Here is a 12,915-nt window from a genome sequence, read left to right as displayed (position 1 = left end):
TATCCCATCGAACGACACATCATGCTAAAAGAGAGTCATGCTATGCGAATTATTGCCTGTGGGGATTTACTGTTTTCCAGCCGCAATCTGGCTGCGCGAGTAGACAAAAACATCGTTGACCAACTTGCGGCGGCGGATGCGGTTTTCGCTAATGCTGAGTTTTGTTGCCCAAAACCCACCACACCACCTGCGGCGGGTCGTGGCTATATCACGGCGGTGAGGCAGGCAACGCTGGATGAGTTTGTTGATTTGAATATCAAGCTGGTTTCTTTTGCTAACAACCACACGGGTGATTTTGGCTGGGAAGGCGTCGTTGATACGATCGACGCGGCAGAAGAACGCGGGCTGATTCATTGTGGTGTGGGGCGTAACCTTGATGACGCCCGCGCTGCGCGGTTCCTCGATACGCCAAAAGGGCGGGTCGGCGTGGTGGCTGTCAGCAGCACCCGTTCGGAAGTCTTTGCCGCAAGTGTCGCAGGGGGAAGTGTGGTGGCACGTCCCGGCCTCAACCCGCTGCGCTGGGGGCGAGCTTACGTGTTGCCGGATAAGGAGTTTGAGCAACTGCAGGAGATCACTGAACTGCTAGGTGTTGCTGCCAGCAACCGTGAAGGAGCCCGAATTGAAGTGATGGCGGATCAGGGACCCGATCGTTTCAAATTTGGCTCGTTGTTTGAAAGTTCGATACCAATAGAGCGTGGCGAGCAAGCTTATGTTCGCACATTTATGAATGAAGAAGATTGTGCCGCGATTCTTAAAAGCGTGCGCGATGCAGCAAATCGTTCCGATGTCGCCATCGTCAGCCTGCATACGCATGAAGGGGAAGGTGATGGTTGGTATGCGCCACATCCACCTGAATTTATCGAAGATTTTGCTCACCGGGCCATTGATGCTGGCGCATCGGCAGTGGTGGGACATGGTGCGCACTTCCTGCGTGGCGTGGAAATTTATAACAAACGTCCGATTTTTTACAATCTGGGTAGCCTGCTGATGGAGTTTGAAGCGGGTGAATCGATTATCGCGCCAGAAATGTACACCGCCTATGGTTACGATCACGATGCACGCCCTTCCGATTTGCACCGGGCACGAGCAAAAGATCGGGAAGGTAACTTTATTGGCTTCAATGCCGAATCACGTTTCTCCAAAAATTGTGCCGCGCTGTTGGATTACGCCGATGGGGCGCTACAGTTCAAATTACTTCCGCTCGATCTGGGTATGAACCGTGAGCGCCCACTCGATCGTGGTTTACCTGTTACGGTGTCTGCGGCTCTTGGGCATGAAATCGCGGCAGATCTGACGCGTATGAGCGCTCGTTATGGCACGGTATTACGTTATGACGAGGATCTTGGGACGATCGCGATTGAAAAGGCTTAGCTCGTAATCCCCTGTCAGCCTATGCCTCATAAAGGAGGCATAGGTGAATATTTTCCGCTAGCCTTTCCTCTATGCCGCGACTTTCTCGCTTTACTGAGCGGCTTAAACCTCTCAAATGTTTCTTTTTTAACAATGCCTCGTTAACGATATGGTGAATTGTTCTTTTTTATCTATATGTATTTTAATGGAATTAATCGTTTTGTTGAAATGGAAATAATAACGCGTATAGTTATCATTTACCTTTCTGTGCAAATGTTGACAAAACACGCCTCAGCATCTCGCCAAAATTACCATCAGTTAACCGAGGATATACCATGTCTTTTGGAGTTACTCGCGCCGGAAAAATGCGCGTTTGTGATTCTTCGCTGGCCGGAACAAAACCATTCGGAGTCTCCCTTCTCGCCCTGTTGATTTCTGCCTCTTTCCTACCTGCTCAGGCTGTTGCCGAAGAAAATCCTGCTTCAGGCGATACGCTTGTCGTTAGCGCGAATGCAAATGCTAATGCTAATGCAGAGGCCAGCGACCCGCAGGATTACAGCGTGAAAGTCACTAACGCCGGAACCAAAATGACGCTGACGCCGCGCGATATTCCGCAGTCGGTGAGTGTCATCAGTAAGCAGCGTATCGAAGATCAGAACCTGCAAACGATTGGTGAGGTAATGGCGAACACGACAGGTGTGTCCTCTAAAATTATCGACTCAGAACGTGTGACGTATTTCTCTCGCGGTTTCCGTATCACTAACTACCTGTTCGACGATATTCCAACGGTCGTGAACGAAATTTGGGATTTTGGTGATTCAGGCTCAGACACAGCGATCTATGACCGTATTGAAGTCGTGCGCGGGGCTACGGGGTTAATGACGGGAACGGGTAACCCTTCTGCTGCCGTGAATATGGTACGCAAACATGCGGACAGTCGCGAGTTTAAGGGCTCTGTGTCGGGTAGTTATGGTTCTTGGGATAAACAGCGGATGGTGGCCGATCTGTCTGCGCCGCTGACGGAGTCTGGCAATGTGCGCGGGCGTGTAATTGCGGGCTATCAGGATAACGACACTTGGCTCGATCGTTACCACGGCCGCAAAAAATTCCTCTACGGCGTGATTGATGCTGATGTAACAGAATCCACCACGTTATCGCTTGGTTATAATTATCAGGAAAGCAATACAGATAGCCCAACCTGGGGTGGTTTGCCAACATGGTTTACCGATGGCAGTCCCACTAATTTTGGGCACAAATTTAACTCCGCACCGAACTGGAGCTATTCCGATAAAACGTCGAGAAAAGTGTTTGCCGATCTGACTCAGCGTTTTGATAATGGCTGGCAGGTGCGTATGAATGGGACGCACGGCGAAACCAACTTCGATTCCAAGCTGATGTATGCCAATGGTTTCCCCGATAAAGATACCGGAATACTTGTTGATCCGTCTGGCGCTAATGTTGGTGCTTACGGTGGATGGAACAAAGGAACCCGTAAAGTTGATGCGATTGACACCTATGCTTCTGGCCCGTTCGAGCTATTAGGACGCCAGCATGAGCTGGTGGTTGGCGGCAGCTATACTCGACAGCGTAGCCAGTTCTATAACACGCAATCCACGATCAGCCCGACTGATATGGGCAATTACTACAACTGGAATGGCAATATTGCCGATCCTACATGGGGATCTTGGGTTGATAACACTTTTGTGCCGGGAGTCTGGGCGGATTATGAACATTCAACCACACGCCAAAAATCACTCTATGCGTCGGCGCGCTTCTCTCTGGCCGATCCGCTGCATCTGATTGCTGGCGCGCGTTATACTGACTGGAGCATCATGGGGTCGACGGGTGATACCAGCAATAATCGTGTGACGCCTTATGTTGGTCTGGTTTATGACATCAACGATACCTGGTCGACGTATGCCAGCTACACCGATATCTTCCAACCGCAAACGCAAAAAGATATTAATAAAAAATATCTGTCTCCGACTACAGGTAAAAACTACGAAACGGGTGTTAAGGGAGACTGGTATAACAGCCGCCTGACGGCCTCGGTATCAATCTTCCGTATTGAGCAGGATAACCTAGGACAATCAACGGGAATCGCGATCCCCGGAGGTGGCGGTGAGTTTGCCTACCGTACAGTTGATGGTGTTGTCAGCAAAGGTATTGAATTTGAAGTCAACGGCGCGGTGACGGATAATCTGCAAATGACGTTTGGTGGTTCTCGCTATGTGGTTGACGATCAAGATGGTAAGTCAGTCAACCCAGAACAGCCGCGCACGTCGCTCAAGCTGTTTACTCGCTACCAGTTGCCAGTGCTGCCGGAATTAACCGTTGGCGGCGGTGTTAACTGGCAAAATGGTATCTGGCAGGAAGGTTCTGGCCCGCAAAACACAACGTTGCGTGCCGAACAAGGTAGCTACGCGCTGGTTAACCTGTTTGGCCGTTATCAGGTGACCAAGCAGTTGGCAGTTCAGGCCAATATCAACAACCTGTTTGATAAAGAGTACAGCGACTACCTTGCGCCTTATGCCGTGTATGGTGCGCCGCGCAGCGTCTCAATGACGGTCAACTATGCGTTCTAGTTCGCTGTTCTGAATTGATTCTAGTGACTTGCCCGACGGCGCAGTGAGCTGCTGTCGGGAATAATGATAGCGCCCGTTGCCTCAATGACATAGGCGCTTTTTCTTTTGGCTCTGTAAGATATTTTCGACACTCACCTGAGTACGTGCTACCTGAGTGGATGGTGGAGTAGGGTTAACATTGGCTCGGGGATAGGCGACAATAACGGGCTATGTCGGGGCGGGGAACCGTTTTTTTCTTTTAGAACATTTTTACAGGAATTAAGAAATGAAGTGCCTGAATTGCGAGAACGATGCGCAAAAAGAGTCTGGTTTGTGTACAGATTGCGAAAGAGAAGAACAGCAGAAGATTAACGGTATTCTCTACCTTCCGGCGCTGGGAATTATTCTCTCTGTCATTATGGCTCCGTTCTCGCTGTATGAACTGGTCAGTGCCGTGCTGGCGCATTTCAAAAAAACGGGGTTTGTGAGTTATTACAGTCTATTCGCTATATTTTGCGTAATTGTTTTACTTGGTATGTCGATTTTTACTGCGCTAACGTTTTTTCGGCGCAAGCGGCGGACGAAGGTGGTGATGGTCGCTTACTATGTCATTAATGCGGTTATCGTATATTGCCTAACGTTACTGCCTTCACAGCTATTTGGTGTCGCGCTGGACGATAATGCATTTAGTATGCTTGCTGCGATTGTTTTCAGCATTGTCGTCTGGATCCCATATTTCCTGTTTTCGAAAAGAATTCCTCTGGTTTTTAGCCGCTAGCCAATAGGTTTAGCCGCAAGGGTATGTGTGCCTGTATCGGGTAAGGCACGTAGCGGCCTATGCCTCACTCTTAACCTACTATAAATAGCTCAACGTGAAGTTCGCCGTTGCCACAAAATCACCGGATCGAATCAAATCGTCGCGTATCTTTTCGATGCGGGCTGAAAAGAGAATGGCGTTGTCCCCACTTTGCAACACAATGCTGTCCGCGCTGCTATTGATGCCAATCAGTTTATTGGCATGATAAATGCCAATCGCGATACCTTTGGCTCTGGATGGTGTATCAAGTGCCAGATGCTTGGGCAATAGCAGCTCTTCTTTTCCTGAAAAACGAACAGTAACGTTTTGGTAGGTATCCAGATTGCAGTCCGTGAGGTTAATCGTGAAGTCATGCCAGTTGCCGTAGCTATTGGTTTTTAAATAGCGCTCAGAGACTTCACTCATGTTTACCACAATCACCTTGCTTTCCGTACTGACATTACAGCCAGCGTTGACGGCGGAGACGCGGAACGTCACTTCATTATCGCTCAGAGGAGGGGATTGTAGTGCAAGAGGTGAACTTGATTGTAGTGCCATGATGCCGACTGCTAAAGTGAGCAGGGCATGGTGTGACGTAGTTTTCATTACTGTATTGTCATTTTTTATCATCGTTGCTATCTCATGCAGGTGCGCGGAGTAGTGATAATTAAATCGCAGAATAATATGTTGACGGATCTCCCTGATGATTATTCATGAGGAACGGGCTGACACTGGTTTTGTGCGCAGGTAAAGGGCAACGGCACATAGGCACCGTGGTCGTTGACGTAGTACAGATAGAAATGATTGATCGCGCCGTTATTGACCTCAACAGACAACGTTGAGCGTGGCGCTACCATAAAGGCGTTTCTCTTTAATAGGTTGGCAGGCTTGGCGTGAGTCGTTTTGGGCTGCTTCAAGATGCTGCTTACCGTGATGTAGTACGGTGTTGGATTTTCTACCTGAAACGTGTTGCCTGTTTTTTTTATAAGCAGTTTTTTCTGCCATATCTCATCTTTTCCTGGTTTTACACCACGCGGGCGGAAGAACACTTTGATTTCAGACTGAATGGCGATCTGCAATACGTTGACCTTTTCTGTTTTTGGCAGAATTTCTCGGACGTTAAGGTAAAACAGCGATTCGCGATCGGTCGGCAATTGGGTGATTTGTTCAGTTTTAACCAGACGAGTCAGGCTATATCCTTTCGCTTCGATGCGCTGTAACGGCGGCAGTACCATCAGCGGCGTGGTCACTTTATTGTGCTGATCGTCCGTCAGCCAGGAATGTGCCAGAATCGGATGTTCCGCATTTGGGTTCATCAGCATCACCGTTGCGGATTGTTCCTCATCGTTAAAAATAACGCGGGTGCGATCGAGGCTCAGGGTGCTATAGGCTGAGGGTATCAAAAACAAGTAACTGATAATAAATCCCGCTGCTCGCTGATAAAATGGGCATTTCATAACGTACTCTCCAGACTTTTCTATTTCTCGCGGCTTATTTACAGGGAAGTCGCAGCGCATCACGGTGATTTAAGGTAGCGGGCAGGATGATGGATTGCCTCCATGAAGCTTCGGCGGCGAGTTTGTACTGCGCGTGATCTGGTCGCACTTCTTGTGTTAGCGCCAGGTTATCGACGAGTTTAAGCGGGAGGTCGACCGCTGGTTGGGAACGACTATTGCTTTCTGGCGGTGCGTTAACGGCCTGCTGCTGTCTTTCACGTGGGTTCATTCTTTGGGATAAAAGAGAGGTGCCCGGCGTGATATCTTCGGGAGCGGAGAAATGGTAAGGATTAATTTCGCTGTGCTCATCGACATCCAGTACATTAACGTTCAATTTCGTTGCACTGAGTGGTGTTGTACTCAAAGAAAAAATGAAAATTTCATAGTGAAATAACGCAGGTTTTACTTTTCCCTTGAGCATAAAACTCTTCATTGTCATAGGAATATAGGCTTTAGCAGATGCAGCATTGTGGTATCCATTCACACCAATTAAAATGTGGAATAAATAGGGTATAAGGGAGGAAACCTCCCATTTTATTGGATATACCCATTTGACCCTGTTGTTAGCGTAACTATCTTTCTTTTTAAGATAAAAAATTTGCTGTGCTGGATAACCCCCTGGTGTTACTCCTCGGAGGCATGCTCTACAGCAATACCTGCATCGTTCACACCGCCCTTTAGCGCTAGCAGCGCACTCTCATGAGTGCTCCCCCACATTTCTGCATAGTGGGTAATACCTTTTTTGTCATGTCTCTGCTGACCGATTACGATTTTTAGCCTATTCACGTAGCGAATATGTTGGCTGGCGTGCCCAATCAGCTTTCCATATGTTGGTTAGATAGTAGTGTTTATTGTTTTTTTTGGTCAAATGTATTGGCTTGATTATGTTTATTTAGATTAAATATCTTGAATTTTAATTTATTTAGGTTTTTATTCTGGTTTTTTGTCGTGTCAGGGGGGGCAGCACGGGATATAAACGTTATTTTAGGTGTAAATTATTTTAATTCAATACCTTATTTACCATTCATTTTATTTGATTGTGGGTGTCGTGAAATATCTATTTTTTTATAAAAAAATGAAATGTCTTTTTATTTTACCAATGGTTAATTGAACGTTAAATAATCTTTGACAATAAATGGTTAAGTTTTTATTCTTGCCTCTGATGGGGCGGTAACGTTCTGTATATAATTGATTTTTCTTTATGGAAAGCGTGTTTTTATTTTTTATGATGATTTTTTTTCGGACTATTCCGTTGGTTTTATGCTCATGAAGCAGCGTATCTACAATCTGTTTGTAACAAATGAATAGTACCTCTAATTTTGATGGGAAAAGGTCGAATGGTTTATTTGATTAATGATCTAATCATTTTCAACGAGGGTGAGGGAACGCTGGCATGGGTAGGGCGTGAAAGTGAAGCAATCTCTGTGAATTTTCCTATTTCACGATTGCTCTGCTTATTAATAGAGAATCAAGGGATAACGCTAAGCCGTGATTTTTTGCTAGAGGAAGCACTGGAAAAGCATGCGCTTTGCCCTTCTATTAATAATCTCAACAATTATCTCTCTCTGCTAAGGAAGGTATTACGCGAGTTTGATATTGCCGATTCGATAGTAACTATTCCTAAAATAGGCATTGTTTTTAATGTTGAAAGCCGTGTTTTTCCTTCGAGGGAAAATAGAGAGGTGGAGGGAGAAAATAATTTAAATCAATGTGTTGAAAGGGGCGTTGAACCAAAGGACTATGAGGGAGAAAATTCGTTTTCTATAGAACATCACGCGATGCCTGAGCCGGTAAAAAAACAGCAATACATCAAGTATCTTATCCTCTGGACTGTGGTTGTTGGCGCAATCCTGCTAACGCTAGCGAACGTAAATCGTTTTCCGTATCGACAGGTTGTCAACGTGAGTATGAATGGGAAATGCGATCTTTTCTATTTGTATGACAGTGTGAGTCATTCTCTCCCGCCCGGTTATGAACATCTTTGTTCAGGTAACACATTGTTCTTTAATTCGAAAAAAACGGTTATGTCTGGAACGTTGGATAAGAAGAGTGAAATTGCTATTTCCTGCAAGAAAGATGGGGGGAATTGTGTAACTTATGTTAATAATTAAAGTAAAAAGGAAGGTTTTTTTCACAGCAATGGTGCTTTTTATTTCATTTTTCCTGGGAACGATCTTTTATTTAAAAAGTAATTTATTCAAAAAATCGCTGATATGTCAGGCAGAGGTAACTCTCTACGCAGAGGATCAGCGCATCAAAAAGGAATATGACGTCTATTTTTATCTGAATGAAAAAAATAGAGTGCTGGTTTTGGTCAACGGTCTTTACATTGGCGAGGATGGCGTGCCGCTGACGATCCTGCGCTCGTTCAGCTTTGATTCAGTTTGGGAGGGAAACCGTCTGGTGGCGAGCAATATCACGATGAATAAAAATATCAATGATAATGCCCCTGCAGAGGCGATCCCTATTCTGGCTGAACATGACGTTATCCAGTTTGAAATGTTGACGAAGCATGCCTATCTGATTAGCACTGTCCAATCAAAGCTGGCATGTAATATCAGGAAGTGATGTTTGGCTGGGTACGTAGTGTGCTCGGAGATAATGAACTCGTTGCTGATGTGTTGACCGATCTCAAGCAGCTATTGGCTTTCTATGCGATAACGCAGTATTGTTCCTGGCATGCGGTGGTAGAATCAGTGAATACCATTTGTTACAGGGAGTTTGTGATGAGAATTGGCATTTTTTGTGGTTCGGCACCGGGTAATTCACCTATCTATATTGAGAAAACTAAACAGATGGGGCATTTCCTTGCCGATTCCGGTGTAGATATTGTATATGGTGGCGGTAAAGTTGGGTTGATGGGGGAAATAGCAAATTCTGTATTATCCCACGCTGGCACCGCGATCGGCGTGATGCCCAGAGCACTCGTTGAAAAAGAAATTGTGCATCAGGGACTGACAGAATTGCATGTTGTTGAAAACATGCATGAGCGCAAGAGCAAGATGGCAGAGTTGTCTGATGCGTTTATCGCCCTTCCTGGCGGTGCTGGAACATTTGAAGAAATATTCGAACAGTGGACATGGGCGCAGTTGGGTATTCATGATAAACCCTGCGCTTTTCTCAACATTGCGGGCTATTTTGATCCCTTGCAAGACATGATTAGCGGCATGGTTGATGCAGGATTCTTACGTCGTGACTATGCGGATATGCTGCTGTTTTCCGACAGCCCAGAAGCGTTATTAACGTTCTTCCATACTTATCAGCCACCAGAAAAGAAATGGACGCAAAAGTAAGCGCGCCGATTATTGTCCGTGTCGCCTGTATTTTTAATCGCGTCACATAATGCCTTCTGGTGTGTAAATAAGAAGCGAGAAATATTTCGCTGCCGGGGAGGTGATCCCCGGCGAAAATAAGCGCGACTGTTGGCGTGTTTCCTGCTGTGCCGTAGGCTAGTGCCTTTTACTACGATGCCTGTTCTTTCAATGGCAATGTCGTCATGCAGGTCTGGCTGTCGCTATAGGTCGCAAACGGTGAGGTTGCCACGCGTCCTTGATAAGTGACATCAATCGTTCCTTCAATATTGCGCGGTAACCATACGCCAACAAAACCGTTCTGGTGACTACTTAGTGTTTTCTGCACGATAACGTTACCGGCTTTATCTGTGATTTTTACGTCAAATGCCGTATTAGCGAGTTCGCCCTGACAACCGGACAAACTGTGGTTAAAGCAGGGATGTGTTTGCTGAATATAAGGGGCGAATGAGAGATAAAATTTATCTCCCAGCGGATAACTATATTGCTGCTGTCCATCCGATAATTTTAGTTCTTTGCTGGTAATGGAAGCGCTGTAGGGCAAAGGCCTCGCTTGCGGTGACCGATCGATAACATCGACGATCTGCTCGACGGTTTTCCCCGCGAGCCCCTGCTTGGCCAGAAAAGCGTTGGCGTCAGTCGTCGTTGCGAAACCAGGGCCGCTTAATGTTAGGCCGAGTAGTACCGCCATCATTTTTATCTTCATCATTACTTCCCCTTAATAGAGTCATTATCTTGAAATAACATGCTATGACGTTACACCTTCCCCCTACGGGAAGGTCAAAAGTTTGTGGGTATAGAAAGGTAAATTAATGTATTTGCTGGTTTTTAATTGATTTCGATCAATTTTAAACCACGCGTAATGGCGGTGATATTTGCGTTGTTATTGATGTGGGTCATGAGTCAGGGTTTACGCTAGCACTGAGCCGTGAAAATAAGTATTAATGTTGGAGTGTTTCCCACAACAGCTTAATGAGTAATGTCACCGCTAATATCAGGAATAAGCGACGAATCCAATAATTCCCCCCTTTTAGCGCTAGCTGCGAACCCACGATTGAACCGCAAATAGCCGCGATGCCGAGTGGTAGCGCGATCCCGTAATTAATCAGACCCGCTGGAATTAGGAAAATAAGCGTAGCGGAGTTGGTGCCGAAATTGACCACCTTGGCGCAGGCTGTTGCCCGCAGAAAATCAAAATGGAAAAAACGAATGAAAAGAAAGAGTAAAAAGCTGCCTGTTCCTGGTCCGATGAAGCCGTCATAGAATCCAATCATAAATCCAAGTATGGCTCCTTTAATAAGGTCACTTCGCGTTGGCTCCCTGCTGGTATCCTGACTACCAAAGCTGGGGCGAAACCATGTGTAAGCGACCATGATCGCCAGTACAACAATAATTACCGGGCGCATCCAGGAAGAAGGCATGAAATCCAGCATGCGGATTCCGATATAGGCACCGGTGACAGCCGCGAGGACCGTTGGAAGCATGAGCCGCCATGGTAGGCGCAGTCGGGCTGCAAACTGCCGTATGGACATTAAATGCCCCATCACGGAAGAGAACTTATCGATTCCCATAATTTGGGCGGGCGTGAAATGGGGAAGCGTGCTGTAAAACATCGGCATACTGATTAGCCCACCGCCACCAACGGCGGCATTAATGGCGCCCGCAATGAATGCGATTGGAAGGAGGATAAGTAGCTCGTGAGCCATGGTAAGTCCTTTGTTGAGTGCTAACCGCTTTGGGATAATTCAACACACACGACGTCAGGCGTTATGAATCGTGCTGAATCAGGCATGGCTGATATCGCTGTCAGCCATAGCGTATGGGGGCATGGCGGCAGCTATCTTAAGTTGGACTGAAATATGTGTCTAATATATTTAATGAGGTATTGATTCACTTAAGGATATAAATGGAGTTCCACCACCTTCGTTATTTCATCGCCGTTGCTGAGGAATTGCATTTCACTCGTGCTGCGAACAAGCGATTTTTATCCCTAACGTAATGCAGGAAGAACGGTAAGGGGAGCAATGATCCAAATCGGTCCGGTTGCCGCCGGAATGGGGGAAGCGATATAGGTGCAGAGATCCGCATGGCTAAATTCCATTAATACTGTTATTAAAAACATGTTATTAATAACAGTATTGACATGGTTTTTAAAATCCGTAAATTGGTTATTAATAGCAGTGAGGTTTCAGTCTGCTGTTATATTAAAGACAACGAACATGTTCTTTAATAAGCATTTTTGCGATAAAGGCCACGATGTGTTTTTGTATGGGTAGTCGATGTTGAGAAAAATTAATTTTCTCACTCGATGATGCTTAAGGCCACGTAGTCAGTATCTACAATCGCAAAAGGGGACGAAAGCGCGATGATGTAAGGCTATGATTTAGCATTGTTGTTTGCGATAGGTCGTGATTGAGTTATGTGAAAAATATCGCAACGAGAGTAAGGCCACGCATCAAAGAGTCTATATCGCGATGGGGGATGTACCTACCTTTGAGTGTCTGGCAAGGTTGGTAGAGTGTTTAAATCAGCAAATATATGGGAGGTTTTAGTTATTTTTAATACCCAATATTATCTGTGATAAACGTGTACATTTGAGGCAGTATCAATAGTAGTAAGACGTTATTAAGTCAATGAATGTTAAATATTAAGTCTGTAGTACCTTAAAAGCCCTGACTAACACAGTCAGGGCTTTTATCATTTTTATATCTAACTATTAGAGAGTCACTTTCCAGTCGGTTGAACGTTAACTTCCGGTTCTTTCGTCCTGCGCAAGGGATTATTTGTTGAAATTATTGGAAAATGCTCGACCAAATTACCTAAAGTAGGCTCTATAGCAATTTATAAAAGAAGGTTGTGCCATCGAGAGTACCTGTGGAGCTGCGAGCAAACTGTGGGATTTGACCCGCTTCCTGATAGCCCGATTTACGATACAAAATGGAGGCTGTGTCATTGGTACGGGTATCAAGCACGAGTAGGGTACGCTGATTAGCTTGTGCCTGGCGTTCTACTTCTGCCATTAACTGCTGAGCAATGCCGCGTTGACGAAATGCCGTATGCACCATCAGTTTTTCTACTTCAGCACGGTGACTGCCATTTTTCTTTGGACAATAGCTGATCTGCACTGCACCCACGATGCGTCCCGACTCACGCGCAACCAATAACTTACGACCGCCTTCAACCAGGTCGGCGGCTACCCCCTGCCAGTAACATTCAGCTTCACCTGCTTCCAGTGGTGCAAGAAAACCAATGGATGCTCCACTTTCCACACAATCATTCAATAAGATAATTAACTCATCATGGCTTTCTGCCAGAGTACTCAATTGCTCAATGTTCATTATATCCTTGTCTCTCAAAGCGCTATCTTGGATGAGGAAACCAACAGTATCAGGCTGGCC

General features: G+C 45.9%; 13 protein-coding genes. 7 read left to right on the top strand and 6 right to left on the bottom strand.

Annotated elements, in window-relative coordinates; translation table 11 throughout:
• Positions 1-21 precede the first annotated feature (21 nt).
• The 3 genes from A8F97_RS13670 (at position 22) to A8F97_RS13660 (ending at position 4,692) form a co-directional block, all read left to right on the top strand.
• Positions 22-1,371 (top strand): CapA family protein, encoded by a 1,350-nt coding sequence (locus A8F97_RS13670; RefSeq protein ID WP_227001555.1) that lies wholly within the window; start codon positions 22-24, stop codon positions 1,369-1,371.
• Positions 1,372-1,685: 314 nt separating this feature from the next.
• Positions 1,686-3,935 (top strand): ferric-rhodotorulic acid/ferric-coprogen receptor FhuE, encoded by a 2,250-nt coding sequence (gene fhuE / locus A8F97_RS13665; protein WP_033070984.1) that lies wholly within the window; start codon positions 1,686-1,688, stop codon positions 3,933-3,935.
• Between the two features lie 265 nt (positions 3,936-4,200).
• Positions 4,201-4,692, top strand: coding sequence for a DUF2569 domain-containing protein (locus A8F97_RS13660; RefSeq protein WP_012822773.1), 492 nt, complete (start codon positions 4,201-4,203; stop codon positions 4,690-4,692).
• A 78-nt stretch (positions 4,693-4,770) separates the two neighbouring features.
• On the opposite strand, the gene A8F97_RS13655 is transcribed toward A8F97_RS13660, so the two are convergent.
• The 3 genes from A8F97_RS13655 to A8F97_RS13645 form a co-directional block, all read right to left on the bottom strand.
• Positions 4,771-5,316 (bottom strand): fimbrial protein, encoded by a 546-nt coding sequence (locus A8F97_RS13655; RefSeq protein WP_227001554.1) that lies wholly within the window; start codon positions 5,314-5,316, stop codon positions 4,771-4,773.
• 101 nt (positions 5,317-5,417) lie between these two features.
• The gene (locus A8F97_RS13650) at positions 5,418-6,167 is read right to left on the bottom strand and encodes a fimbrial biogenesis chaperone (RefSeq protein ID WP_012822775.1); all 750 of its coding nucleotides are present in this window, start codon (positions 6,165-6,167) and stop codon (positions 5,418-5,420) included.
• A gap of 34 nt (positions 6,168-6,201) precedes the next feature.
• Complete coding sequence (locus tag A8F97_RS13645; RefSeq protein ID WP_033070985.1) at positions 6,202-6,627, bottom strand: hypothetical protein; 426 nt, start codon at positions 6,625-6,627, stop codon at positions 6,202-6,204.
• 916 nt (positions 6,628-7,543) lie between these two features.
• Between A8F97_RS13645 and A8F97_RS13640 the strand changes: the two genes are divergently transcribed.
• The 3 genes from A8F97_RS13640 to A8F97_RS13630 all read left to right on the top strand — a co-directional run bounded on the left by A8F97_RS13640 (position 7,544) and on the right by A8F97_RS13630 (position 9,499).
• Complete coding sequence (locus tag A8F97_RS13640) at positions 7,544-8,317, top strand: winged helix-turn-helix domain-containing protein (RefSeq protein ID WP_033070986.1); 774 nt, start codon at positions 7,544-7,546, stop codon at positions 8,315-8,317.
• Positions 8,304-8,774, top strand: a complete 471-nt coding sequence (locus A8F97_RS13635) for a hypothetical protein (protein WP_012822778.1) — start codon at positions 8,304-8,306, stop codon at positions 8,772-8,774. Before A8F97_RS13640 ends, A8F97_RS13635 begins: the two co-directional genes overlap by 14 nt.
• A 155-nt stretch (positions 8,775-8,929) precedes the next feature.
• Complete coding sequence (locus A8F97_RS13630) at positions 8,930-9,499, top strand: LOG family protein (protein WP_162939893.1); 570 nt, start codon at positions 8,930-8,932, stop codon at positions 9,497-9,499.
• A gap of 169 nt (positions 9,500-9,668) precedes the next feature.
• Here A8F97_RS13630 and cueP read toward each other — a convergent pair whose 3' ends face one another.
• Together cueP and A8F97_RS13620 are read right to left on the bottom strand one after the other, a co-directional pair.
• Entirely contained in the window at positions 9,669-10,226 is a 558-nt protein-coding gene (cueP, locus tag A8F97_RS13625) for a copper-binding periplasmic metallochaperone CueP (RefSeq protein ID WP_012822780.1), read from the bottom strand.
• Positions 10,227-10,458: 232 nt separating this feature from the next.
• Positions 10,459-11,223 carry a sulfite exporter TauE/SafE family protein gene (locus A8F97_RS13620; RefSeq protein ID WP_012822781.1) on the bottom strand — a complete coding sequence of 255 codons (765 nt, stop codon included), beginning with the start codon at positions 11,221-11,223 and terminating at the stop codon, positions 10,459-10,461.
• Between the two features lie 200 nt (positions 11,224-11,423).
• Here A8F97_RS13620 and A8F97_RS24145 point away from each other — a divergent pair, with 200 nt between their 5' ends.
• On the top strand, positions 11,424-11,516 hold the full coding sequence (locus A8F97_RS24145) for a LysR family transcriptional regulator (protein ID WP_071822836.1): 93 nt from the start codon (positions 11,424-11,426) through the stop codon (positions 11,514-11,516).
• An 832-nt stretch (positions 11,517-12,348) separates the two neighbouring features.
• Here A8F97_RS24145 and A8F97_RS13615 read toward each other — a convergent pair.
• Positions 12,349-12,855: a GNAT family N-acetyltransferase gene (locus A8F97_RS13615; protein WP_012822782.1), complete on the bottom strand. Its 507-nt coding sequence runs from the start codon at positions 12,853-12,855 to the stop codon at positions 12,349-12,351.
• Positions 12,856-12,915: the final 60 nt, after the last annotated feature.

This window comes from Pectobacterium parmentieri (assembly GCF_001742145.1).
Taxonomy (GTDB): domain Bacteria; phylum Pseudomonadota; class Gammaproteobacteria; order Enterobacterales; family Enterobacteriaceae; genus Pectobacterium; species Pectobacterium parmentieri.
The sequence above is the reverse complement of the archived record's forward strand: the minus strand, read 5'-3'. Positions and strand labels throughout refer to the sequence as shown.

What these genes read in the sequence shown, in the direction of transcription:
- A8F97_RS13645 (WP_033070985.1), bottom strand. Translation starts at nt 6,627, where the DNA reads ATGCTCAAGGGAAAAGTAAAACCTGCGTTATTTCACTATGAAATTTTC.
- A8F97_RS13615 (WP_012822782.1), bottom strand. Translation starts at nt 12,855, where the DNA reads ATGAACATTGAGCAATTGAGTACTCTGGCAGAAAGCCATGATGAGTTA.
- A8F97_RS24145 (WP_071822836.1), top strand. Translation starts at nt 11,424, where the DNA reads ATGGAGTTCCACCACCTTCGTTATTTCATCGCCGTTGCTGAGGAATTG.
- A8F97_RS13670 (WP_227001555.1), top strand. Translation starts at nt 22, where the DNA reads ATGCTAAAAGAGAGTCATGCTATGCGAATTATTGCCTGTGGGGATTTA.
- A8F97_RS13650 (WP_012822775.1), bottom strand. Translation starts at nt 6,167, where the DNA reads ATGAAATGCCCATTTTATCAGCGAGCAGCGGGATTTATTATCAGTTAC.
- fhuE (WP_033070984.1), top strand. Translation starts at nt 1,686, where the DNA reads ATGTCTTTTGGAGTTACTCGCGCCGGAAAAATGCGCGTTTGTGATTCT.
- cueP (WP_012822780.1), bottom strand. Translation starts at nt 10,226, where the DNA reads ATGATGAAGATAAAAATGATGGCGGTACTACTCGGCCTAACATTAAGC.
- A8F97_RS13620 (WP_012822781.1), bottom strand. Translation starts at nt 11,223, where the DNA reads ATGGCTCACGAGCTACTTATCCTCCTTCCAATCGCATTCATTGCGGGC.
- A8F97_RS13640 (WP_033070986.1), top strand. Translation starts at nt 7,544, where the DNA reads ATGGTTTATTTGATTAATGATCTAATCATTTTCAACGAGGGTGAGGGA.
- A8F97_RS13660 (WP_012822773.1), top strand. Translation starts at nt 4,201, where the DNA reads ATGAAGTGCCTGAATTGCGAGAACGATGCGCAAAAAGAGTCTGGTTTG.
- A8F97_RS13655 (WP_227001554.1), bottom strand. Translation starts at nt 5,316, where the DNA reads ATGAAAACTACGTCACACCATGCCCTGCTCACTTTAGCAGTCGGCATC.
- A8F97_RS13635 (WP_012822778.1), top strand. Translation starts at nt 8,304, where the DNA reads ATGTTAATAATTAAAGTAAAAAGGAAGGTTTTTTTCACAGCAATGGTG.